This window comes from Pyrinomonas methylaliphatogenes (genome assembly GCF_000820845.2).
Classification (GTDB): Bacteria; Acidobacteriota; Blastocatellia; order Pyrinomonadales; family Pyrinomonadaceae; genus Pyrinomonas; species Pyrinomonas methylaliphatogenes.
The window spans coordinates 78,349-100,707 of sequence record NZ_CBXV010000006.1 but is presented as its reverse complement, the minus strand read 5'-3'; the positions used below and the strand labels follow the sequence as shown (position 1 = coordinate 100,707).

The following is a 22,359-nucleotide window of genomic DNA, read 5'->3' as shown; positions in this document are numbered from 1 at the left end:
GGTTATCGAGCTTTTGGCCAGAAGGATCGCACTGGCACATCTCAACTCGCCCCGTCGCTGATGATGAAGGTTGGCACCATGCCGCCGCCTGAAGAGACGTTCGCCAGCTCCGTCGAAGAAAGGCGCGCGAAGGCCGATCCGACCTTGCCGTTGAAGAGGAGCGGGTCGAGATCGACTAATTGCTCGCTCATTTCGAAGCCATCATCGCGCAGCATGGGGAACTTCTCGCGCGAGGTCGAGACTCGCTCTTGAACCAGATAATCGCCGTCCTTCAACGCGAAATCTATCGCCGCGCGCCATTCCCCTTCGCTCGATCGCCATCCGACGAAGATGCCGCGTCCGCCGTAGTCGTCGTTCGGTTTGAGGACGAGATGTTCGCGCTCGCGTTCGATGAATCTCAGTAGTTCTATCTCTTCGCCATCACGCTTATCTTTCGCGTCACGCACGCGGCGCGTCCAAGGGACGTGGGCGCGTATCACCGCGCGCTCCGCATCGTCGAAGAGCCGTTCATAGCGTTCGTCGGTCAGCGTGGCGAAGAGCGCCTTCTTATGGATCAACTTCGAACGAAAGCTGTTCACCACGCAAACGGCGCGCGCGCGATAAGCATCGAGAAGCGCTGGGAAACGTTCGATGAACGGCAGATATTCATTGACGAGCAATCTTCTGTAAACGATGTCGATCTCGAAATCGCCGCTGCGTAGCTTGCCCTTAGAAAATTCCAGTTCGTCGGGCGAGCAGATGCACGTTGGATATCCTTCGCGTTCGAAGAATTCGCAAAATAGCTCGAACTCCTGTTGTGTTGGCAATCCCTTGAGATCGATGATGGCTATTTGCGGCGGGCGCGCGAACTGTCTGTGGCCGAGGAATTCCGCGTATGTGGCGAGCAAGGTGTCGAGCAAGAGGCGGCGCCCGTAAAGCGGTCGCGCATCGTATCGCTCTTTGAAGGCGCGCATGACGGGAAGGCGCGCGAAGACGTCAAAGGCCGCGTCGGCATAAGCTATCCCAGCAGGACTCTCGCCGTTCAGTTCGACGAAGCTGTAACTCCGCTCGGTCAGGAAGGAATCGAATCGGGCCGTCGGCGAAACCATGCTGTAACCGGGCTCGAGGCGAGCGAGTTCCCATTCATACGGCGTGAGCCCAAGCTCCTCGGCGGTGATGCGGTCTTCAAGCGCGAGGTCTTTGACCTTCTGGACGGTGGTCCAAAGCGTCTCGCAAACGCGCCTGACGTGCGCGTACTCCTCTTCGCTGAGGAAGTGCGGGCGCAAATAGGGCGATAGAAGGCGGCCTCCGAAGACCAATTTGGCGCGTTCGAGTTCTTCGGCCAACATCGCGCGCGATGCGGCGGCGAGGCCGTCATCTCCGAGTAGATCGTGATAATAGGCGATCGCTACCTTTGACATGGCGAGTCCGCTGTGAAGCCGAGTTCGATGCGTCGAGCATCGCGCAGGATGCCGAGAACGGTTTTCGAACCGGAGCGATGAGCGATGAAAGTGGACCAGTTTTGCGGCGTCAACCGAACCCCATCGATCGTTTCGATGATGTCTCCGGCGCGAAGACCCAAGCATTCGGCGCGACTCTTCGGGCGCACGCGCAGAACGAAGAGGCCAGCTCGTATCAATCCGAGTTGCGCCGCCGCTTGCGACGACAGGATGATGCCTTCGATGCCGGAATCGGTTGGCGGCTCGTTCGGCGCGCCCCCTTCTATCACTGGTTTGGCCTCTCGATCGGAGAGAGCTTTCAATGAGCGCGCCGATGCGCTCGCGCTGAGGCGTTCGATGGCTTGCTTGATCGTTTGCGCCGGTATGAGCGACGCCTCGCCAGCGCGCGCGCGCCCGACGATGCCGAGCCACGAGCCGTCCTGCGCGAGCGCGATCGCACCGGCGAAGGTGGGCGAAAGGCGCGCGGCTTGTATGAAGGCTTGCGTGATCTCACCCGAATCGGAGCGATTGATGGTTGCGATAGAGGCTTCGATCTCCTCTAGATGGAAACGCCGTCTGGGTGGAACGCCATCTTCCGCCAGTTTCGGCTTCAGCAGGCGAACCGTATAACCGGTTTGCCAATGAGGCGGCGAAGATGATCGAGCATCTGATTTGAGAGGGAGCGAAACGGTCGCTTCGCTTGCGCGGGAGTTAAAGAGCGGGGTTGAAGTCTTGAGAAGAGATAATCCGGTCAGCGAGTCGAAATTGACGAGCGATGCGTTGAATTGCGCCCCGTCGGGACGGATCACGATGAACTCCGAATCCGAACGATCTGGAAAAAGAAGGTTCGTCGTCTGCGGCAGCGGCAGAAACTCCGCTTCGACGTTCGGCAGACGCGCGACAACCGACGTGCCATCGGCGAGCGCGCGTCCGGCGACGACGTTCGAATGGACCTGTAACCGATCGGTTGCAAAGATGACTGGCGCTCGCTCTTCCCGCGCGAGCCACCACAAAAGGCGTAGGCCGCGCAGCCGATGGATTACCGTGAGCGCATCCGTTTCGTTCGCCCGTATCGCCTTGAAAGTTGAGGCCATGGGGGTTAGCGCGTGATCGGATGAGCTTGTCCGTTTGTCGCGCGCCCCGGGCGCCGTTTGAGCGCTCGATGGCGCGTTTGCCCCCAATGCTACGATGGCGAGTAGTAAACCTGTGATCTTGAGTCGACTTCGCATCGTCACCGCCTCACCTCGAAGTTTCATGAAGGCGCGCATCCGCTTTTTAGTGTTGGGGCGTGAGTGAAGTCGCCATTCGAGCGTTCGCGCTCACCGGTTGCGCCATCGCTTCTTCGCCGAAGGAGAGCGGCTTGATCACCACGGTTCTGACACCCCCCATTTCGTCGAAAAGGAGCGCTGAGTTGGCGGACGACTCAATGGGTGCGTCCGTCAAGATCAGCGACGAAGCTGGATACGCCGCGAAGTCGGTCGCCACCACTTTCGGTCGCGCGCGCCTTCGCCGTTGTTCGGGGCTTATCCGCGGCTGACGGCGCGCCTGAGCGATTTGATAGCCGCTCGACGTTGGCAGCGCCCCGATCTGCAGGGTTGCGACGGTCGCCCCGTCCTTTCGCGCCTGACTGTTCGTCTCCTTCTGACGTAACAGAGCGAGGCCGAGGGCGAGTGCGCAGATCGTAAACATGATGGTTGCCGCGCTGTGGATCGGCAAAAGCGTCCCGCTTGCGCTCGAGTCGCGAGCCAGACGCGCGCGCAATCTTTCGCCGAAGTCATCGGGAGCATAGATGGGGGGCAGTTCCTTGAGAAGGTCATACAGACGCCGCCGCTCGAGATAAAACGAATGGCAATCTGCGCAATCTTTCAGGTGGCGGCGCGTTTGCGCATCGAGCGATGGCGCCGGAATGGAGGCATCTATCTCGCGTTTTACCTTTCGGCAGCCGAGCATCTTCCGAAGTCGTCTTAATTTGTCCCTGACGAAACGCATGATCATGCTGACCGCTGTCGCTTATAGATAGTTGCGTAACTTTTCGCGCAGCAAAGCGCGAGCGCGACTGATACGCGACTTCACCGTCCCTTCGCTCAAGTGTAGAATCTGCGCGATCTCCTCGTAGTTCCGTTCTTCGATATCGCGCAAGATGAGCGGGACGCGGTATTTCTCCGGCAAGCTCGCGATGGCGCGCGCGATGGCGCGTTGCCTTTCGCTCGCGACGAGCTTCGCATCGGGCAGCGGGCGATCATCCGTCAAATCGAAATCCGCGCCATCTCCACTATCGCCATTGGGTTGAAAGAACGCGGTGAGCGATATGAAGCGCCGCCGTTTGCGTCGCCGCAATTCGCTGATCGCCAGATTAGTTGCGATGCGGTAGATGTAGGTTGAAAAAGCGAAATTCGTGTGATAGCGGGCCAGCGCGCCATAGACGCGCAAAAAAGTCTCTTGCGCTAGATCGACCGCTAGATCGTAGTCGTTCGTCAGCCGATAGATGTAGTTCGTGATCGGATGGCGGTAGCGCTGGACCAGTTCGGCGAACGCCGCTTCATCGCCCGCCCGCGAGGCCTCGAGCAGACGATGATCCGTCGTCGCATCGAACGCCTGCTTGAGGCCGAAGAGCAACTCTTCGATGGAAGAGAGCGCGCCCATATTTCTCTACCTGCGCGATTCCTGCAAGAAGACCGGTTGGCGTGCGCAGCGCCGGTGGCGAGCATTATACACCTTTCTGTCGGGACGCGCGCGAAAATCGTCGGGTGAAATTCGAACCGGCGATCTCAATCGGCGGTCATCTTTCGATCGCGATGCGGATGACGTGCGCCATCGGGATGCGCTCGACCCTGCCGCGAAGATCGACGATGACGATTTGCGTGGCGCTGATCGTTAACCGCCGGATCGCGCGCATCTCGCGTTCAATCCGCGATCCATCCTGCATCTCGAGCACCAATTTGCCGTCGGCGAGAGGCGCGGTGACTGGTGAGCGTCCGGGCGCGCGCCCTCCGCTTCGCGAAGGTCCCTTAGCGCCAGTGGCGTCGCTTAGAGCGATCACCTCATCGCGCCGCTTCTCCTCCTCTTTTGCGGGAGCGGCGGGCGCTTCCTTGTCCTCTTTTTTGGCGAGGGAAGTTTCAGATCGTTCGTCTTTGGCTTTGGGTGATTCCTGTTTCGAGGCTTGTTCGCTTTCGGCGATCTCGACGCGCTCATCTTCGATGCGCGCTCCGGTCGCCGTCCTCCGTTCCCCTTTCGCTGGCGGCGGCGTGGGAAGGAGGGGCGTCTCCGCGGCAACGGTTTGATCTGGAACGAAAGATCCGCCGAAGCGAATGCGATAAGTTCCTTCGGCATCGCCCTGTGCGCGCGCTTCGATACGTAGAATCAATCGCTCCGCTCTTCGCAGAAAGAAGGTCTTCGCGACTTTGAGCGGCTCGCCCGTAGCATACAGAGGTACCTTGACGAGTGGACGCCAATCAGCCGCCGTGAAGATATCGACATCCCCTTCAAGGCCGTTAGCTTCGACCTCGATCTCGATCTCGCCCGCTGATCCCGTCAGAGAGTAGAAATGGCGTGTCATTCTAGCATCTCCCGGATCGCGCGGTGCGATGCTGCCCGAGACTTCGTTCTCAGTGAGAGGCGTTGGAAATGCCGGATCGCTAGATTGAGCGAGTACAAACTGCCCCGATGCGCAGATGGTGAATAGCAAAAGATAGCGCCATGCGCAACGGACGCGGTTGAGACGAAGTAGGTCGCTGTACTGACAGCACATCGTCTTCTGCCCCGCTCGAGTTTAGCAGCAGAGGCGAGGACGGGCAATGTCCTCGATGTCTCAGAGAGGATGACTTCGAAGCACGTGGGGGCAAGCCGAGGGTTCGCGCCAGATCATTTACTGTCGTTTGTTGTCACTAGTATAATTCCGGGCAAATCGAATGCGACGGGAAGCTGGGAGGTGTGTCGTGAGGAACCGGGTCTCGTTCATACTCAGCTTTCTACTGACTCTTTATATGGCTGACGTTGCGATCTCTCATCAGGAGATGGGGAATTCGCGTTTGGGTTTACTGGGCGAGCTAGGCTATGTGGTTACTGGCATAGATTCAGCCGTCATTCAACCTGAGGTGAGGGTTGGTGACATCATCACGTTCACAAATGTGACTGGGCAGCTTACAAGCATAGAGGGTTTTCAGCAAGCCATCAGGAGCCTTAGTCCAGGCTCGGTGGTTCAAGCCAGCGTCTTGAGATTCAATGCGGCGACCGGAAAATTTGAAGAACATGTAGCTAACCTTAGCACGTTTCCCTATCCAACTTCCATTACGGGACTTTCAAAAACAACGGTGAAGGTTGAGCCCGTATCTTTTAGCCTGTCGGAGAAGGCGAAGCAGACAAAATGTGTACTCGGTCCATGTACTTGGTGTTGTGCTAGGTGTACTTCGAACTACGGCGGACAATGTACTAGATCTGAGTGCGAGACGGGCGTTATGAGCTGTTTCTTGCAGAACGGATGGTGTCGCGGCGTCTTTTGCGTTTAGGAGACGGAGGGGATCCTTCTTCTGTGGATAGGGGACGATAACATCGCCTTGCTTCCCCGAAGCTTTCGCGCGTTAGAAAACGTCAGGTAAATCGGGTGTGGAGAAGATTTGGTGCCGAAGGTGGGACTCGAACCCACACGAGTTGCCTCACACGCCCCTCAAACGTGCGCGTCTACCAATTCCGCCACTTCGGCACGCAGGAGAGCGAGATTGTCAAAGAGGGGTTACTTCTTTTCGGGCGTCGCCGTCGCATTCTTATTAGATGCGTCGTTCGCCCCTTGCGTCGCCGACGGTGACGCTTGCGGCGTTGCCGTTGGCGTAGCTTCGGGCGTCGCTTGCAGCACGGAACGAGTTTGCGTTACCGCTGGCAGCGACAGCATCAGCGCGATGAGCATGAAGGCGATCGCCGCGCCGATGGTGATTTTGGCCAGCAGCGTTTGCGTGCCGCGCGGACCGAACGCCGTGCTTGAGATCGTGCTTGTAAAGAGCGCGCCCGCATCCGCTTTGCCCGGCTGCAGCAGTACCGAGACGATGATAATGATGCACGCTAGAACGTATAAACCGTAGAGAAGATATTCTAACAAGGGCGCACCCTCACGATTCGGATCTTCGCTCAGCCGCGATCGTAATTAACGATCCGCGCGAAAGTTTCAGCCTCTAAGCTGGCCCCACCGACTAACGCGCCATCGATGTCCGGTTGAGCCATCAACCCGGCGATGTTGTCGGGTCGAACCGAACCGCCATAGAGTATACGCAAACGACGGCTCGCTTCTTCGTCGAACTTTTCGGCGAAGACGCGCCGGATGAAAGAATGCATCTGTTGCGCTTGCTCCGGCGTCGCGGTGCGACCCGTTCCGATCGCCCAAACGGGTTCGTAAGCGATTATGATATGTTCGAGATCCGAGGCTGTCAACTCGCGCAGTCCGCCTTCGATCTGCCCTCTCACGACCCGTTCGGCGATCCCGGCTTCGCGTTGGGCGAGCGTCTCGCCGATGCAGAGGATGGGGATGAGCCCAGCCGCGATCGCCGCGTGCATTTTGCGATTAATCATCGTGTCCGTCTCGGCATAATGTTGTCGCCTTTCCGAATGCCCGACGATGACGTAAGACGCGCCCGCATCGCGCAGCATGTCGGCGGCGACTTCGCCCGTGTGTGCGCCGTGTTTCTTCTCCGGGGCGCAATCTTGGCCGGCGATCTTAATGTTCGATCCTTCGAGACGATCGGCGACCGATTTGATGGCCGTAAAGACGGGGGCAATGATCACCTCGCAATGATTGGCGTTGGCGACTAGAGGCTTGAGCGCGAGGGCCGTGGCGACCGAGTCGGCGATGAACTTGTGCATCTTCCAATTGCCGGCGATGACGGGACGGCGCATACTCTGATCATCTCATAGGGTTTCACGGTTCAGCTTTGGCCGAACGGCTCTCCCGCTTCGGCCACCGTTATGGTTGAGGATGGAATCCTCGACGGATCGTGTGAGGCGGAGTCTCACTTGTCGCTCAGGGCTTCGACGCCGGGCAGTTTCTCTCCGGCTAGGAACTCGAGCGTAGCTCCTCCGCCCGTCGAAATATGCGTGATGCGGTCAGCGACGCCCGCTTGCGTGACGGCGGCGACCGAATCGCCACCGCCGACGACGACGATCGCTCCGCGGTCGGCAGCGTCGGCGACGGCGCGCGCGATGGCGATCGTCCCTTCGTCGAAGGGTTTCTCTTCGAACATGCCCATCGGACCGTTCCAAACGATCATCTTCGCCCCTTCGAGCGCGCGCGTGAAGATGGCGACCGTCTCCGGCCCGATATCCAGGCCGACAAGTCCGGCGGTCGTAAATTCGATCGGGATCGTCCGACGACTGTGGAGCGGATCGTAACGGTCAACGACTTGATGATCTGTCGGCAGCAGGAACTCGATCCCAGCCTCCTCGGCGCGTCGCTTGATCTCGCGCGCGACTTCAAGCTTGTCGTCCTCGACGAGCGATTTGCCGACAGTAAACCCCTCGGCTTTCAGAAAGGTGTAGGCCATCGCGCCGCCGATCAGCAATTTATCCACGCGCCGTTCGATCAAAGAGTTGATGACCTCGATCTTGTCGGAGACCTTGGCTCCGCCGAGGATCGCGACGAACGGGTGTTCCGGATTGTTGAGGACGCGACCCAGATATTCGAGTTCCTTCTCCATCAACAATCCAGCCGCCGCCTTCTCCACATGATGCGTGATCGCTTCGGTTGAGGCATGCGCGCGATGGGCCGAACCGAAAGCGTCGTTGACGTAAAGCTTATCGCATAGCTCGGCCAATTGTGCGGCGAAGCTATCATCGTTTTGCTCCTCCTCAGGATGGAAGCGCAGGTTCTCCAGCAATAGCGCTTCGCCATCTTTGAGGGCGGCGGATTTAGCGCGCGCCTCTTCGCCGATGCAATCATTCGCGAAGGCGATGGGTTTGCCCAGAAGTTGCGCTAACCGCTCGGCGACGGGACGCAAACTGTACTTCTCATTGCGTTGCCCCTTGGGCCGTCCCAAGTGTGAGGCCAAGACGAGGCGCGCGCCGCGTTCGATTGCATATTGGATCGTCGGAAGGGTCGCGCGGATGCGCGTATCGTCTTCAACTTGACCGTCTTTGAGCGGGACGTTGAAATCAACGCGGACGAAGATGCGTTTGCTTGCCAGATCGAGATCGCGTATTGAGAGCTTATTCATGGTCGAAATGCCATCAAACTTCAGGTTTCGGGCTGATCTACAGCCCCTTCCCTGCAATGTATTTCACCAGATCGCGCACGCGACACGAATATCCCCACTCGTTGTCGTACCACGAAAGGACTTTGACGAGATTCCCGTTGATGACTTTCGTGTATTCGGCATCGACAATAGAGGATCGTGAATCTTTGCGGAAGTCGACCGACACGAGCGGCTCTTCGCAAAAGCCGAGGATGCCGCGCAACTGTTCATTGGCCGCATCCTTGAGCGCGCGGTTGACCTCTTCGGTCGTCGTTTCGCGCTCGACCTCCATCACGACATCGACGAGCGAGACGTTCGGCGTCGGAACGCGGACAGCGATCCCGTCGAATTTGCCTTTGAGTTCCGGGATGACGAGCGCGACCGCCTTCGCCGCGCCGGTCGAGGTCGGGATCATCGAAAGCGCCGCGGCGCGCGCGCGCCGCAGATCCTTGTGCGGCAGATCGAGCAGTTGCTGATCGTTCGTGTATGAATGGATGGTGGTCATCTGCGCTGCGCGTATGCCAAACTTCTCGTGGATCACTTTGGCAACCGGAGCGAGGCAATTCGTCGTGCACGATGCGTTTGAAATGATATGGTGCTCTCTGGGATCATAGCGATCCTCATTGACCCCGATGACGATCGTGATGTCCTCATTCTTGGCCGGCGCCGTGATGATGACCTTTTTGACCGGTCCGCGCAGGTGTTTACGCGCGTCCTGTGCGTTGGTGAACCGGCCCGTCGATTCGATGACGATCTCCGCTCCGACCTCCTCCCAAGGGATCGCCGCCGGATCTTTCTCCGAGAAGACGCGGAATTCGTCATCGCCGACGCGAATGCTGTTTTCGGTATAAGTGACTTCCTCTTCGAGATTGCCGAGGACGGAATCGTACTTGAGCAGGTGGGCCAGTGTGCGCGTGTCGGTGAGATCGTTGACGGCGACGAAATCTATCTCGGCGTCGCCCAAAGAAGCGCGCAACACGTTGCGTCCGATACGCCCGAAACCATTAATGCCTACTTTAACTGCCATACTACCTCCTCACTCCGGAATCTTAACTAATCTCTAATCACCTCTCTAGTGAGCTTTGTTGTTGGTCACTACAGAAGGGGCAAGATAATTCGTGGCGGCGTTGACTGTCAAGTTCGGTATGCGCCCTGTTCAAACATGGCCAGATGATCTTTTATGACTTCTTTATCAACTCTCTGGGCGCGAGAAGACCAGCCGCCCGCCGATGTAGACTTCCTTCGCCAGCTCGATGCCGAAGAAATAGCCGAGTTCGCGATAATCTCCGCAGTCGTAGATGACGAAATCGGCATCTTTGCCCGCTTCGAGCGAGCCGACTCGTGCGCCGAGGCCGAGGCTATAGGCGGCGTTGATGGTCGTCGCCGTGATCGCTTCGGCCAGGGAGATCTTCATCTGAGTTGCGGCGAGGGAGATGACCATCGGAATGGATGGTGTAGGCGAGGTGCCGGGATTGAAGTCCGTCGCCAGCACGACGGCGAGCCCTTCTTCGATCATTCGCCGCGCCACCGGGTATTTCGCGCCCAGAACATAAGCGGAGGCGGGAAGCAGGACCGGTTGGACGTTCGCCGCGCGCAGCGCCTTGATCCCGCGATCGCCCGTGTATTCCAAATGATCCGCCGTCGCGGCGCCCAGTTCGGCGGCCAGTTGGGCCCCGCCGCCATCTGAGAACTGATCTGCGTGAAGGCGCAGCCCAAGGCCAAGCCTTTTCGCTGCGCTCAGAACGCGGCGCGATTCTTCTACCGAGAAAGCGCCTTCTTCGCAGAAGGCATCGCAGAACTGGGCCAGTCCGTCTTGCGCGATGCGCGGCAGCATCTCGTTGATGAGCAGATCGAGGTAGTCCGCACGCCGCGCGTCATATTCATCCGGCACCGTATGTGCGCCCAGAAAGGTTGGGATGAAACGCAGAGGAGTCGTCTCATTCAACCGTCGGATGACGCGCAAGATCTTCAGTTCATCTTCCGCGGTGAGGCCGTAACCGGATTTGACCTCGAGCGTCGTCGTCCCGTTGCGCAGAAACCATTCGCTCCTTCTACGTGCGAGCGCGAACAGCTCATCCTCGGTCGCTGCGCGCGTGCGACGGACGGTGGCGCGTATGCCGCCGCCGCGCGCGGCGATCTCATGGTAGGCTATGCCCGCAAGTCGTAGTTCAAACTCATCGGCGCGCGTGCCGGCGAATACGAGATGAGTGTGCGCGTCTATGAAGCCGGGGAGGACGACTCGCCCGCCGGCATCGACAAGCTGGGCCTCGGGCTCGATGTGAGGCTCCACCTCTTCGCGTTTCCCGACGCGCGCAATGCGCCCATCGCGTATGATCATCGCGCCATCTTCCACGATCGAAAGCGCGCGCATCTCTGGACCGACGCGCGGACGAGCCGGCCCAGCGAGCGTGACGAGTTGCGCGCAATTGGTGACGGCTAGCATCTCGGCTCTCAAGCGGCGCCGCTCTATATCCGGCAAACACATGCTACTTCATGTAGCGATCGAGGAAATCGGCGACCTTTGGATAGGCGAGCAAGCGATTGCTCAGCTTCGCGATGCCATGACCCTCGTCCTCGAAGAGCATGTATTCGACCGGGTGATTGCGCGCGCGCAACGCTTTGACGATCTGCTCGGCTTCTGTGTATGGGACGCGCGGATCATTCCTGCCATGGATGACCATCAGCGGAGCGCGTATGCGATCGACGCGGTTGATCGGCGAGATCGAGCGAAGGAAATCTAAATCTCGCTCTAAGGAGCCGTATTCGACTTCGCGCAATTTTCGCCGGTAGCCCGACGTGTTGCGCAAGAACGTCTCGAAGTTCGCGATCCCGACTATTTCGACCGCCGCCGCCCACAGATCAGGGTAGAGCGTAATCGCTGCGAGCGTCATGTAACCGCCGTAGCTGCCGCCCATCACGGCGATCCGTTTCGGATCGGCGCCGCCTTGTCTCTTCAGCCATTCGACGGCGTAGGCCAGATCCTTCACCGAATCTTCGCGGTTGCGCACATCGTCAAGATGCGTATAGCTTTTGCCGTAACCGGTCGAGCCGCGAACGTTCGGCGCGAGGATCGCATATCCGCGCGCGAGGAAATACTGGTAGATGGCGTTGAAGGTCGGGCGTTCTTGTCCTTCTGGCCCACCGTGAACGCTGACGATCACCGGCAACTTCCCTTGCGCATTTTGCGGGCGATAGTACCAAGCCGGTATCTCGCGCCCATCGAACGTTTTGTAACGGATCAGCTCTGGCTCGACGAAAGATGATTGAGATAGTCCGGCGCGGGCGCTATGCGTCAATTGCGTCAGCTCGCGTGCTCGCAGATCGTAGAGCCAGATGTCCGGATTGAAACGCGCGCCATTGAAGACGAAGGCCAACTTGCTCCCATCTTTGGAGAATTCGAGCCCGCTGATGACGCCTCGCCCGGGGAGCTGTACGGGCGCGCCTTTGGGCCCCAAGCGCCCATCGTCCGTCACCTCGCGGATGTAAAGCTCACTGTAACCCTCGCGATTGAGCGTGTAGGCGAAGAGTCGCCCATCGTATGAGAGCGCCGTCGCGTCTACGTCCCATGGCGCATCGTCGAGCGTTTCGATCCGTCGGGAGCGGAGATCCATGCGCGCAAGTTGATACCACTCGCGCCCATCGTTATGAGCGAAGATGATCGCGCGTCCGTCGCGCGTGAAATGGACATCGCCAAATAGCGCCGGTCCGGTATGCGGAGTAAGGTGCGTTATCTGTTTGGTCGACAGATCGATCAGATAAAGATCGTTGTCCAAGCTCAGTTGCTCGTTGTTGCGCGAGACGATCAGATACCGCCCATCGAACGACCAGGCGACCGGAGAATTGGACCCGTCCTGCTGATAGACCAGCTCTTCGCGTCCCGAAGCCGTATCCATGACGTAAACGTCGAAGAAATTCGGATTGCGTTTGTTGGAAGCGTAGGCGATCCTTCGACCGTCGTGCGCCCATAGCCCGAAGTTGTGGCGGACTTTCGGTTCATCGGTGAGGGCGCGGATCGCCGTCCCGTCGGACGCGAGCCAGAAGAGTTGCGCGTTCTCGTCGCCGCCGTGGGATTTCCCAAAGATCAAGCCTGAACCGTTCGGCGACCACGCGACAAAATCCACGCGGTCTTGATAGAAGGTCCACTGATCGGGCCAACCGCCTTGCGCCGAGATGACCCATACCTGCGGCGTGCCCGTAATATTCGTCAAGAATGCGAGGCGCGTCCCGTCGGGCGAGAAGGTCGGTGAGTTTGCGCTCCTGATGTTCAGATATCGCTCGATCGAAGGACCTTCACCCGTGCTGAGGCTCACCACCTGTCGCGCTGGGGTCGATTGCAGGAAGAGCAAGAAACAGGCTGCGATAGCGAGCGATGATCTTCGCATGTTGGTTTCTCCTAGATACGAAATGAATGAGAAAGCTCTTGATTCAGACTGCGGAAGTATGATCGTACACGATACGCCATCCTTCGCGTAAGCGGCGGAAGATGAGCGTGAATCTTCCGTGCGGCGTATCGTGCGCCCTCTTCAATTCCCATCGGCCATGAACGAGCGTCGCATCGCCGCAGAGCGGCACGATCTCGAGTTCGGAGAAGGTGAGCTGACCCATCTTCTCGCGCGAATCGTAGACGCGCCGGTAACGCGCGAGCACGGTTTCCCACCCGCGCGCGAGTTGATCGCCGGTGACGAACGTCGTTGCCTCAGATTGCGCGTAGCCGCGCATGAAGCCCTCGATATCGCCGCGGTTCCAAGCGGCGACTTGTTCATCGAGTATGGCGCGAATAGCTGCGCGTGGCTCTTCGGCTCTCGATGAAGGAAGCGACGCGACGAAAGGCAGTAAGATGACGAAGAAGATCGGCTTCGTTAGGTGTCTCATCCTTTTCACCTTCGCATAATCCTTTTGCCGGACCGTTTCATCTCGCGTGGGCGAAGACCGTCTCGAGGGGCGCACGATCTTCGCTTATAGCCGCCCCGGACTCTCAGCGGGCCATCTCTTCGAGCCAGTCGCGCGCGTCGGCCCTCATCTCATCGGTGATCTCGTGGCTCGCATTGTACCCTCGCACCGTGACTTGTGGCGCGCGTTGTTTCAGTTTCGCTTCGTAATCGCGGACGCGCTCGGGCGGATAGAACTCGTCGCGCGTGCCGCAAAGATGAAGGATGGCCGTTTTCGAGTTCCGGTAGGATTCGTTCGTCTCCCAATCGCCCGGCAACCCTCCACAGATGCAGATGGCGCCGCGCGCCAGATCGGCGTGTTTGAAGATGAAGCGGTAGATCAACGCGACGGATTGGGAGAAGCCGAGCAAGAAGATCTTTCTTCCGTCCGCCAATCCATCGGTGACAGCGCGCTCGATCAGCGCAAAGAGCGCTTCGTGATGGAGCGCGATCGATTCTTCGGGACGGAAGTTGGTCAGCCATCCGAATCCGTATCGGAGCGGACCGCCGGGTTCGCGCGGTTCGCGTATGTGCTGATGCAAAGCCTGTAGCGCCGCGACGGCGAAGTCTGGGGGAGCGATTCGGCGCGCTTCGCGCATCATCTGTTGTTTGTTCCCGCCATAGCCGTGGAGCGCGACGAGCAAAGGGCGCGCCCGCTCTTCATCGCTTGGGATGAGGAGATCGTAGTAAAGCTTGGTTTCAACGCGCAAAGGTTGATCGACGAGCAGGCGACCATCCAGATGGTCAGGCTCTTCCGAAGGCGCGCGCGCGATCGTCGCTTCGAATTCGCCGATCGCGCGTTTGATCTCCTTCTCTTCGAAAGTCGGTTCGCGCTTCCGCTGGCTCATGGCTGGTCAATTAAGGTAACCGCCTACCTCTTCGTCTTCTTCCGCCGATTCCGTATCGATAGTTTCATCTTCCACTTGCCAGATGTCAAAAAGTTCGACCGGGACTTCGGTGACGAATCGCGATGGGCGTTGAAGCACGGTCTGCTGCGCGTAATCGGCGACAAGCGCCGGATAGGTGATGTAAAGCTGATCGCGCGCGCGGGTCAAAGCGACGTACCACAGGCGCCGTTCCTCCTCTTCGCCTTCCGCTTCGCGCAGCGCGCGTGGGCTAGGGAAGCGTCCGTCCGCCGCCCAGATGATGAAGACGACGCGCCACTCTAAGCCTTTCGCCTGATGGACGGAACTGAGCGATAGGAGTTCGTCTTCCGCGCCGCCCATCACCGTATCTTCACCGACGAGCGGTTTCGGCGCGTCGTAACGTTCGGTCGCTAAAAGCGCGAGCTCCGAAAGGAAGGATTCGGTCGAATCGTATCGCGCCGCGTATCGGGCCAGTTGGCGCAGATCTTCGAGGCGCGCTTCGGCGTTCTCGTAGGCGTGGGCGAGATGCGCTTCGTATCCGTGCGCGAGGATCAGTTCGATCTGGCGGGCCGGATCGCCTCGCATCTCTTCGCGCGCGAGCATGTCGAGAAGCGCGCGAAACTCCGCCCAGCCATCTCCGCGTCGCTGAACCAAGGCGTCGGCATCGCCGCGCCGCACCATCGTGAGCGGATCGGTCGAGATCGCTTCCCACACTCTGTTCGCCGTCGCGGGGCCGACTTGCGGGATCAAACGCAACGCCCGTTTCCAAGCCAGTTCATCGTGCGGATTGACGATGATGCGCAGATAGGCGAGCACATCTTTGATGTGGGCCTGTTCGAAGAAGCGCACGCCGCTGTAGACGCGATACGGGATGTTGCGCCGCGTCAACTCGAGTTGCAGTTCGAGCGAATGGTAGTGCGAGCGATAAAGGACGGCGATCTCTTCGAGCGGGACCCCTTCATCGCGCAGTTCGAGGATACGCGAAGCGACGAAAGCGGCTTGTTGATCGACGTCGCGGCACGGGACAAGTGCGGGACGCCAGCCTAAAGAGGCGCGCATCGCGCGCAGCGTTTTGGGAAATCCTTGGCGGTTGGCTGCGATCGAAGCGTTAGCCACGGCGAGGATCTCCGGCGTCGAGCGGTAGTTCGATTCCAGCCGAAAGATGCGCGCTTCCGGATAGCGCTGCGGAAATTCGTAGATATTGGTCCACTCAGCCCCGCGCCACGCGAAGATGCTTTGCGCATCGTCGCCGACGACCATCACGTTGCGATGCGCGCGCGCCAGCAGATCGACGATCTCCGCTTGCAGGCGGTTCGTATCTTGAAACTCGTCGACGAGGATATGTTCGAACTGTTCGGCATAGAGTTCGGCGACTTCCGCATGCTCTTCGAGCAAGCTCTTCCAATTGAGCAGAAGATCATCGTAATCCATCGCGTTGCGCGCGCGTTTGCGTTCTCGGTAAAGATCGGCGACGCGCGCGATCTCCGCGGCCAGCGGTTCAAATTGCGGATAGCGGCGCGCGAGGACTTCGCCGAGCGAGCGAGCGGTGTTGCTGGCGAAACTGAGGATATCTTGAACGACCTCCGGTTTGGGAAAACGGCGCGTGCGCGTCGCTCTCCCGACATCTTCGATACACGTCGCCAGAAGATCGCGCGCGTCTTCTGTGTCGAGGATCGTGTAGTTCGCTCCGTAGCCGAGGCAGAGGGCATGGCGACGCAATATCAAATTCCCTATGTGATGAAACGTCCCGCCCCATACGCGGCGCACGTCGCTCCCGGTAAGCTGCTCGACGCGCCGGAGCATTTCGCGTGCGGCGCGATTAGTGAAGGTCGCCAGCATGATGCGCGCGGGCGCAACGCCTTGTTCGATCAGGTAGGCGACGCGATAGGTGATCACGCGCGTTTTGCCTGAGCCTGCGCCTGCGATGACCAGCGCCGGTCCCGGCGGTGCGGTGACGACGGCGAACTGTTCGTCGTTCAACTCCTCGCGATAGCGAGCCAGTCGTTCCGGTAGATTGCTCGCCCTTTTGATGACGTACTTTCTCATCGCCGACATCGAGCTTATAGCACGAGATGCCGCACAAGGTGAACGCGCGACGATGAGGCGCCAGCCCGATCCCCCCCACGTTGCAATTCGGGGCGCTGAAAAGTTAGGATGGAAGAACGCTTCAAGCGTAAAGGCGATTTGCGAGAGGAGAAGCGATGATGAAGTTCCCCGGAGGAATGAACCTGCAGCAGATGTTGAAACAAGCGCAGGCGATGCAGGAGAAGCTACAGCAGGAGATGGAGGCTTTGCGGGTCGAAGCCTCGGTCGGCGGCGGGATGGTGAGCGTCGAAATGCGCGGGACGAAGGAGTTGACCGCGCTCAAGATCGATCCTGAGGCGATCAAGGATGGTGACGTCGAGATGCTCCAAGACATGGTCATCGCTGCGGTCAACGAAGCCGGGCGCAAGGTGGATGAGGCGATGCGGAGCAAGCTCGGCGGGATGTTGCCGCCGGGATTGGGAAACCTCTTCTGAGGCGGAGGCTCTGGAGCTTATCGCACAAACGTGGGTGAACGCGCGCTCTATGCTCGAATACGCCGAACCAGTTACAAAGTTGATCGACGAGTTCAAACGTCTGCCGGGTATCGGAAGCAAATCGGCACAGCGGCTCGCCTTTCACATCATGCGACTTCCGGAGGCAGATGTCGAGCGGCTGATCGACGCGCTGCAAGAGGTCAAGCGGAAGATCCGTCTATGCTCCGAGTGCAACAATTTGACCGATGTTGATCCGTGCCGTTTCTGCAGTTCGCCGACGCGCGATCGCTCGATCATTTGCGTCGTCGAAGAGCCATACAACCTCGTCGCCATCGAGAAGACGCGCAGCTATCGTGGCCTCTATCACGTTCTGCACGGGAGCTTGTCGCCCGTGCGCGGCATCGGGCCGGAGATGTTGCGGCTCGACAATCTCCTCGCGCGTTTGAAACCGGAGAACAATCAAGGGGTGAAGGTCAAAGAGGTGATCCTTGCGACCAACCCGACGACCGAGGGCGAAGCGACGGCCATCTACCTCAGCCATCTGCTCAAACCCTTGGGCGTGCGCACGACGCGCATCGCGATGGGAATGCCGGTCGGAAGCGATCTCGAATACGTCGATGAAGTGACGATGGATAAAGCGCTCGCCAATCGGCACGAGATCTAGGCCTCATCTCGCCGCGCCGTTTGGTGGCGTCCCCATCCATACCATCCGCGCTCACCGAACTCGAAGGCGGCGAAAGAGGGCAGCTCACGGCCTTTCACTCCGCAGCCCACACCTTCGGCTTAAAACCTGACGTGTTCGGCGGGGACGTCCTCCTTGCAGAGCGGACAGTCTTCCGGAGCGTACCATTTGGCGTCAAAATCGACGAGCGATTTGATCGGCACGCCATTCAATTTCGTCGGCGCGGAAGTGAAGCGCACGATCGCTCCGCATCCGATGATGGGAGCGCCGAGCTCTTTGACCAGTTCCGCCGTTTCGCGGATCGCCGTGCCCGTGCGGATGATGTCATCGACGATGATGCACGGGTTGACCTCGCCGCGATTGAGGAATTGGCGGAACATGCGTTTGCCTTGTTCGCGTTCGGCCCAGTAGATCTGCTCCGCCTCGAGCGCATCGCGCACGCCGAAGGCGACGGGGATGCCGCCCGGACCGGGAGAGATGATCGCCACGCGCGGCAGCGCGCTCGAAATCTCGTTCTCGAGTCTGAATTTGCGGCTCAGCGCGACGGCCAGCACGCGCGCCGTATCGTAGTAACGGAAGGCTAAAGGCATCTGGAAGTAGTGCGGTGTATGTTGGCCCGATGGATAGATGAAGTGGCCTTCGCGGAAGGCTCCAGTCTCTTTCAAGGTCTGCATCACTTCTTCGGATGATGGGATCAATTGGACCATAACGATCTCCCCCTAAAGGATTTTTTCGAACGAAAGCTTCAAGGCGAGATGCCGAGGCGATCGCCTTGCTGGCATCTATCGATCAGATTTTGTCGCGCCGCTCTCCGCTTTGCCAAGCGCCGAGAGCGCGTTCGATGATTCGCGCTTGAGCGGGCGCGAGCGTTTGTGGCAAATCCTTCGGATCGAACCAGGCGGCGCCGTTTATCTCCACGCTCTGCGGTTTGACCTCGCCGCACGCGCGACAACAGTAGATGATCTCAAGTTGACGTGCATGGGTGATCGTCCGCGCAAAAGCGAGCCTCAGATCGGTGATCTCTATCCCGACCTCTTCGCGCAATTCGCGCCGCAACGCCTCTTCCGGTTGCTCATTGTGGCGCAAAAAACCGCCGGGAATCCCCCATCCGCTGCCGCGCCGAAAGACGTGACGGAGCAGCAACACGCGACCCCGCTCGTCGAGCGCGACCGCGCCGGCGCTTATGGCGAAACGAGGTTGCGTCACCCGCACGCCCCAACGCATGAGGCGGCGCGGCATGTGGCGCCAGAGGAGATTAAGAAGCCTTCTCAACATCTCTCGACCACGCTTCAAAAGATGCTCGCCCAATACACCCCGATTCAGGCGGACCGAAGAAGCGGTTCGCCGATCTTCAGCCGCCAGCGCGTTCAAAGTCAACGCCCCTGCCTGATTCAGGCGGACCGAAGAAGCGGTTCGCCGATCTTCGCCAATCAAGCGTTTTGAGAAGATAGCTGTTGATCTTCGTACCAACAGCGCGTGCACCATAAATGGCGTGCGATGCGTTCCGCCAGCGCGTATGAGGCGGATAGCGGAAGGCGCCTCACGATTTCATGCTCCTCTTCTCTCAGTTCGTGCCACGCGCGAAGTCGCCCTCCGCAGCGCGGGCATCTCCGTCCATCAAGGAGATCGATCATGTCTTCCTCGGTCTGGAATGATACGTCAAAGCCGTAGCCTCTCAACTATGCAACCTCAGCACGAAACACTTCCTCGGTCTGGAATGATACGTCAAAGCCCCTTCGGTTCCGCGAGCAGGAGCGCCGATCTGGAACGGTCCGTCTCGGCGTCGAGTCGCTCGGGTTTGCCGATCTGCGCGCGATCGCGTTAATATCTTGCGCGTTCCAGCGCACTACGCGAAGCGGAATCACCTGTCGAATGAAGAGAGCCCGCATCTTGCCGATCCTTTTAGCTTTCGTGTGTGTCCTTTGGCCATCCGTCGTGCGATCGCAACGCGCGGATCCTCCTTTCGACTTTTACGCGCGCGGTCCATATCGCGAATCCATCCCGCGTCCGCGGCAGATTTTAGGATACGACGTCGGCGATTTTCACACCAACTACGCGATGATGGAGCGCGTCATCGGGGCGATCGCCGCCGCTGCGCCGGATCGCGTGCGCGTCCTCGACATCGGTCTGACGAACGAGCATCGGATGATGCATCTGGTCGTCATCAGCGCGCCGGAGAATATCGCGCAGCTCGAGCGGATCAAGGCCGATATCGCGCGATTGGCCGATCCGCGAAAGATCTCGCGCGAAGAGGCTGAACGGATCATCGCGACACGACCGGCCATCGTCTGGCTCGCTTACACGATCCACGGGAATGAATCGGCGTCGTTCGAAGCGATGATGCAAGTCGTCTATCAACTGGCGGCTTCGAACGAGCCGGCGACGCTTGATATCCTGCGCAATCTGGTGGTGCTCATCGTCACTGGCGAGAATCCCGATGGGCACGAGCGCTTCGTCACCTGGTATAACTCGGTGGCGATCGGAGACCCCGAGCCGACTGCCGCCGAGCATCGTGAACCTTGGTCCGTTTGGGGGCGCGTCAATCACTATCGCTTCGATCTGAACCGCGATAATTTGGCTTCGACGCAGATCGAAACGCGCCATCTGCAACGCGCCTACCTTGAGTGGAATCCGCAAGTCGTCGTCGATCATCACGGTCAACCTTCGCAATTCTTCTTCCCACCGGCGGCGTTGCCTATCAATCCGAATCTTCCGACGGAGCAGGTGGGCAAGTGGTTAACCATGTTTGGGCGCGCCAACGCCAGCGCCTTCGATGCGCAGCGGTGGGATTACTATGTGCGTGATGTGTTCGATCTCTTCTACCCCGGATATTGGGATTCGTGGCCCAGCCTGAACGGCGCGATCGGAATGACTTATGAGACCGACGGCGGCGGGTGGAAAGGGCTTCGCTGGAAACGCGACGACGAGACGATCGTGACCCTTCGCTCGGCGATCGCCAAACATTTCATCGCGTCGATGATGACGCTTGAGACGACGGCGCGCCATCGCGAAGCGCGATTGCGCGACTACTACGAATTTCGTCGTTCGGCGATCGAAGAAGGGAAGACTGGGCCGATGAGGCGATTCGTCATCCTTCCGGGGAACGATCCTGGGCGAGCGGCTGAGCTGGTCGATGTGTTGTTACGCGCTGGGATCGAAGTCGCGCGTGCGGATGAGCCATTCCGTGCGACACGCGCGCACGCTTACGCCGCCGATGGCGATGCGCCAATGACCAAACAATTCCCCGCCGGAGCGTACATAGTCGATCTCGCGCAACCGCAAAAACGGCTCGCCAAAGCCTTGCTCGAGCCGGAAACGCCGCTCGATCGCGCTTTCGTCGCCGAGCAACTGGCCCGCTTCCGCCGCAATGAACGGCGCGGGAAGAACGCGCCAAAAGAGGAGTACGGCTTTTATGACATCACGGCGTGGTCGTTGCCACTGGCTTTCGGCGTCGAGGCGTACTGGACCGAAGATGCCGCGCCCGTCGCTTCCACTCCGCTCGCTTTGCCACGTGGCGAAGAATCTTCGATCGCTCCGGCGGGCAGCGTGACCGGGCGTGCGTCGGTCGCCTATCTCATCCCCTATGAGAGCAACGGCGCGGCTTCGCTCATCGCGCGTTTGTTGCAGGAGGATTACAAACTCGCCGTCGCGACGCGAACGCTAAATGCCGGCGGACGCGATTGGCCGCGCGGCACCGTGGTCGTGCGCGTCAGCCGTAATCCCGATTCCATACACGAGCGCATCGCGCAGCTTGCGCGCGAAACGGGGGCGCAGGTTTATGCCGTCAACAGCGGATTTGCCGAAAACGGCGACACGGGCATCGGTTCGGAGACGGTGGTCTCGCTGAAGCGTCCTCGCATCGTCGTGATCGCTGATGAGCCGGTCAATCAAACGAGCTATGGCGCTTTGTGGTGGACTCTGGACCGGTATGGCGTCGAGTTCACGCCGATGACGATCGATGGATTAAAACGCGCGGAACTGGATCGTTACAACGTCATCATCCTGCCCGATGGTTCTCCCTCGCGGTATTTCGCGGCTTTCGGTCGGGATGGCGTCGAAATGTTGCGCGGTTGGGCGCAACGCGGCGGCACGCTCGTTTGCATCAAAGGGGCAGCCGTCTTCGCCGCGTTGAAGGATGTAAATTTGACTTCGTCGCGATTGGTGGGTAGCGAAGAGGAAGAACGCGAGGAGGAGGAAGAAGAGGCCGAGGAGAAACCGCAACCGACGCCGACTCCGGCGGAAGCGCCAAAGAAACCCGCCAAGACGCAGACCGCTTCGGCAGAACAAGGGCGCGCCGAGCAGACAGAGAAGATGGAGGGCGCGCCGCCGATCTTGCCGCCGATCGCCTCGCCTTCGGCAAAACCAGGGCGCGTGCCGGAAGCCGTCCCGGGCGCCATCATGCGCGCGACGATCGATCGGACGACGCCGCTCACTTACGGTTATGAGATGGACACGCTGCCCGTGCTGATCGAATCGGCATATTTCTTCCGCCCCTCGAAAGGGGGCGTAAACGCCGTCATCTTCAGCCCGGACGAGAAACAGCGTCTGCACGTCGCCGGATTCATCTGGCCCGATAACACGGAGAAGCTGTTGCGCGGCGCGGCCTATGTGATAGATGAACCGACCGGGCGAGGGCACGTCATCCTGTATGCTGAAGATCCTAACTTTCGCGGTTTTTGGCGCGCGACGACGCGCCTGTTCTTCAACTCGTTTCTCTTTCAAGCCGTTCTTTAGC

General features: G+C 59.4%; 19 protein-coding genes and 1 tRNA gene. 3 read left to right on the top strand and 17 right to left on the bottom strand.

All coding sequences use genetic code 11. The features are described from left to right. Nucleotides 1–41: 41 nt before the first annotated feature. The 15 genes from PYK22_RS08765 to PYK22_RS08695 all read right to left on the bottom strand — a co-directional run bounded on the left by PYK22_RS08765 (nt 42) and on the right by PYK22_RS08695 (nt 16,469). Nucleotides 42–1,400 (bottom strand): hypothetical protein, encoded by a 1,359-nt coding sequence (locus PYK22_RS08765; protein ID WP_041976267.1) that lies wholly within the window; start codon nt 1,398–1,400, stop codon nt 42–44. Continuing rightward, complete coding sequence (locus tag PYK22_RS08760; protein ID WP_157770775.1) at nt 1,388–2,647, bottom strand: PDZ domain-containing protein; 1,260 nt, start codon at nt 2,645–2,647, stop codon at nt 1,388–1,390. Before PYK22_RS08760 ends, PYK22_RS08765 begins: the two co-directional genes overlap by 13 nt. A gap of 46 nt (nt 2,648–2,693) precedes the next feature. Then, nucleotides 2,694–3,368 (bottom strand): anti-sigma factor, encoded by a 675-nt coding sequence (locus tag PYK22_RS08755; protein WP_157770774.1) that lies wholly within the window; start codon nt 3,366–3,368, stop codon nt 2,694–2,696. 60 nt (nt 3,369–3,428) lie between these two features. After that, nucleotides 3,429–4,061, bottom strand: coding sequence for an RNA polymerase sigma factor (locus PYK22_RS08750; RefSeq protein WP_083437732.1), 633 nt, complete (start codon nt 4,059–4,061; stop codon nt 3,429–3,431). A 136-nt stretch (nt 4,062–4,197) separates the two neighbouring features. Next, the gene (locus PYK22_RS08745; RefSeq protein WP_041976261.1) at nt 4,198–4,974 is read right to left on the bottom strand and encodes a hypothetical protein; all 777 of its coding nucleotides are present in this window, start codon (nt 4,972–4,974) and stop codon (nt 4,198–4,200) included. Nucleotides 4,975–6,032: 1,058 nt separating this feature from the next. Next, nucleotides 6,033–6,117: transfer RNA gene (locus tag PYK22_RS08740), tRNA-Leu, on the bottom strand. A gap of 30 nt (nt 6,118–6,147) precedes the next feature. Beyond that, the gene (secG, locus tag PYK22_RS16635; RefSeq protein ID WP_060635496.1) at nt 6,148–6,507 is read right to left on the bottom strand and encodes a preprotein translocase subunit SecG; all 360 of its coding nucleotides are present in this window, start codon (nt 6,505–6,507) and stop codon (nt 6,148–6,150) included. Between the two features lie 29 nt (nt 6,508–6,536). After that, nucleotides 6,537–7,298 (bottom strand): triose-phosphate isomerase, encoded by a 762-nt coding sequence (tpiA, locus tag PYK22_RS08730; RefSeq protein ID WP_041976259.1) that lies wholly within the window; start codon nt 7,296–7,298, stop codon nt 6,537–6,539. A gap of 113 nt (nt 7,299–7,411) precedes the next feature. Further along, nucleotides 7,412–8,611, bottom strand: coding sequence for a phosphoglycerate kinase (locus PYK22_RS08725; protein ID WP_041976257.1), 1,200 nt, complete (start codon nt 8,609–8,611; stop codon nt 7,412–7,414). Between the two features lie 37 nt (nt 8,612–8,648). After that, nucleotides 8,649–9,656, bottom strand: a complete 1,008-nt coding sequence (gene gap / locus PYK22_RS08720; protein ID WP_041976256.1) for a type I glyceraldehyde-3-phosphate dehydrogenase — start codon at nt 9,654–9,656, stop codon at nt 8,649–8,651. Nucleotides 9,657–9,821: 165 nt separating this feature from the next. Continuing rightward, entirely contained in the window at nt 9,822–11,114 is a 1,293-nt protein-coding gene (hutI, locus tag PYK22_RS08715) for an imidazolonepropionase (RefSeq protein ID WP_211197652.1), read from the bottom strand. A 1-nt stretch (nt 11,115) separates the two neighbouring features. Further along, on the bottom strand, nt 11,116–13,011 hold the full coding sequence (locus PYK22_RS08710) for a S9 family peptidase (RefSeq protein WP_083437730.1): 1,896 nt from the start codon (nt 13,009–13,011) through the stop codon (nt 11,116–11,118). A gap of 43 nt (nt 13,012–13,054) precedes the next feature. Beyond that, complete coding sequence (locus PYK22_RS08705; protein WP_041976254.1) at nt 13,055–13,501, bottom strand: YybH family protein; 447 nt, start codon at nt 13,499–13,501, stop codon at nt 13,055–13,057. 103 nt (nt 13,502–13,604) lie between these two features. Next, nucleotides 13,605–14,405, bottom strand: a complete 801-nt coding sequence (locus PYK22_RS08700) for an alpha/beta hydrolase (RefSeq protein ID WP_041976251.1) — start codon at nt 14,403–14,405, stop codon at nt 13,605–13,607. A gap of 6 nt (nt 14,406–14,411) precedes the next feature. Continuing rightward, nucleotides 14,412–16,469, bottom strand: a complete 2,058-nt coding sequence (locus tag PYK22_RS08695) for an ATP-dependent helicase (RefSeq protein ID WP_041976597.1) — start codon at nt 16,467–16,469, stop codon at nt 14,412–14,414. Nucleotides 16,470–16,627: 158 nt separating this feature from the next. Here PYK22_RS08695 and PYK22_RS08690 point away from each other — a divergent pair, with 158 nt between their 5' ends. Together PYK22_RS08690 and recR are read left to right on the top strand one after the other, a co-directional pair. Then, entirely contained in the window at nt 16,628–16,942 is a 315-nt protein-coding gene (locus tag PYK22_RS08690) for a YbaB/EbfC family nucleoid-associated protein (RefSeq protein ID WP_041976595.1), read from the top strand. A gap of 49 nt (nt 16,943–16,991) precedes the next feature. Then, nucleotides 16,992–17,606 carry a recombination mediator RecR gene (gene recR, locus PYK22_RS08685; protein WP_041976248.1) on the top strand — a complete coding sequence of 205 codons (615 nt, stop codon included), beginning with the start codon at nt 16,992–16,994 and terminating at the stop codon, nt 17,604–17,606. Between the two features lie 119 nt (nt 17,607–17,725). On the opposite strand, the gene PYK22_RS08680 is transcribed toward recR, so the two are convergent. Next, nucleotides 17,726–18,331 carry a phosphoribosyltransferase family protein gene (locus PYK22_RS08680; protein WP_041976246.1) on the bottom strand — a complete coding sequence of 202 codons (606 nt, stop codon included), beginning with the start codon at nt 18,329–18,331 and terminating at the stop codon, nt 17,726–17,728. An 82-nt stretch (nt 18,332–18,413) separates the two neighbouring features. Beyond that, nucleotides 18,414–18,899 carry an NUDIX hydrolase gene (locus PYK22_RS08675; protein ID WP_157770773.1) on the bottom strand — a complete coding sequence of 162 codons (486 nt, stop codon included), beginning with the start codon at nt 18,897–18,899 and terminating at the stop codon, nt 18,414–18,416. A 597-nt stretch (nt 18,900–19,496) separates the two neighbouring features. Here PYK22_RS08675 and PYK22_RS08665 point away from each other — a divergent pair. Next, nucleotides 19,497–22,358 carry a M14 family zinc carboxypeptidase gene (locus PYK22_RS08665; protein WP_041976239.1) on the top strand — a complete coding sequence of 954 codons (2,862 nt, stop codon included), beginning with the start codon at nt 19,497–19,499 and terminating at the stop codon, nt 22,356–22,358. The last annotated feature ends 1 nt before the right edge of the window (nt 22,359 follow it).

Excerpts from the sequence above, each read along its gene's own strand:
- PYK22_RS08765 (WP_041976267.1), bottom strand. The coding sequence starts at position 1,400 with ATGTCAAAGGTAGCGATCGCCTATTATCACGATCTACTCGGAGATGAC.
- PYK22_RS08760 (WP_157770775.1), bottom strand. The coding sequence starts at position 2,647 with ATGCGAAGTCGACTCAAGATCACAGGTTTACTACTCGCCATCGTAGCA.
- PYK22_RS08755 (WP_157770774.1), bottom strand. The coding sequence starts at position 3,368 with ATGCTCGGCTGCCGAAAGGTAAAACGCGAGATAGATGCCTCCATTCCG.
- PYK22_RS08750 (WP_083437732.1), bottom strand. The coding sequence starts at position 4,061 with ATGGGCGCGCTCTCTTCCATCGAAGAGTTGCTCTTCGGCCTCAAGCAG.
- PYK22_RS08745 (WP_041976261.1), bottom strand. The coding sequence starts at position 4,974 with ATGACACGCCATTTCTACTCTCTGACGGGATCAGCGGGCGAGATCGAG.
- tpiA (WP_041976259.1), bottom strand. The coding sequence starts at position 7,298 with ATGCGCCGTCCCGTCATCGCCGGCAATTGGAAGATGCACAAGTTCATC.
- PYK22_RS08725 (WP_041976257.1), bottom strand. The coding sequence starts at position 8,611 with ATGAATAAGCTCTCAATACGCGATCTCGATCTGGCAAGCAAACGCATC.
- gap (WP_041976256.1), bottom strand. The coding sequence starts at position 9,656 with ATGGCAGTTAAAGTAGGCATTAATGGTTTCGGGCGTATCGGACGCAAC.
- hutI (WP_211197652.1), bottom strand. The coding sequence starts at position 11,114 with ATGTGTTTGCCGGATATAGAGCGGCGCCGCTTGAGAGCCGAGATGCTA.
- PYK22_RS08710 (WP_083437730.1), bottom strand. The coding sequence starts at position 13,011 with ATGCGAAGATCATCGCTCGCTATCGCAGCCTGTTTCTTGCTCTTCCTG.
- PYK22_RS08705 (WP_041976254.1), bottom strand. The coding sequence starts at position 13,501 with ATGAGACACCTAACGAAGCCGATCTTCTTCGTCATCTTACTGCCTTTC.
- PYK22_RS08700 (WP_041976251.1), bottom strand. The coding sequence starts at position 14,405 with ATGAGCCAGCGGAAGCGCGAACCGACTTTCGAAGAGAAGGAGATCAAA.
- PYK22_RS08695 (WP_041976597.1), bottom strand. The coding sequence starts at position 16,469 with ATGAGAAAGTACGTCATCAAAAGGGCGAGCAATCTACCGGAACGACTG.
- PYK22_RS08690 (WP_041976595.1), top strand. The coding sequence starts at position 16,628 with ATGAAGTTCCCCGGAGGAATGAACCTGCAGCAGATGTTGAAACAAGCG.
- recR (WP_041976248.1), top strand. The coding sequence starts at position 16,992 with ATGCTCGAATACGCCGAACCAGTTACAAAGTTGATCGACGAGTTCAAA.
- PYK22_RS08680 (WP_041976246.1), bottom strand. The coding sequence starts at position 18,331 with ATGGTCCAATTGATCCCATCATCCGAAGAAGTGATGCAGACCTTGAAA.
- PYK22_RS08675 (WP_157770773.1), bottom strand. The coding sequence starts at position 18,899 with ATGTTGAGAAGGCTTCTTAATCTCCTCTGGCGCCACATGCCGCGCCGC.
- PYK22_RS08665 (WP_041976239.1), top strand. The coding sequence starts at position 19,497 with ATGAAGAGAGCCCGCATCTTGCCGATCCTTTTAGCTTTCGTGTGTGTC.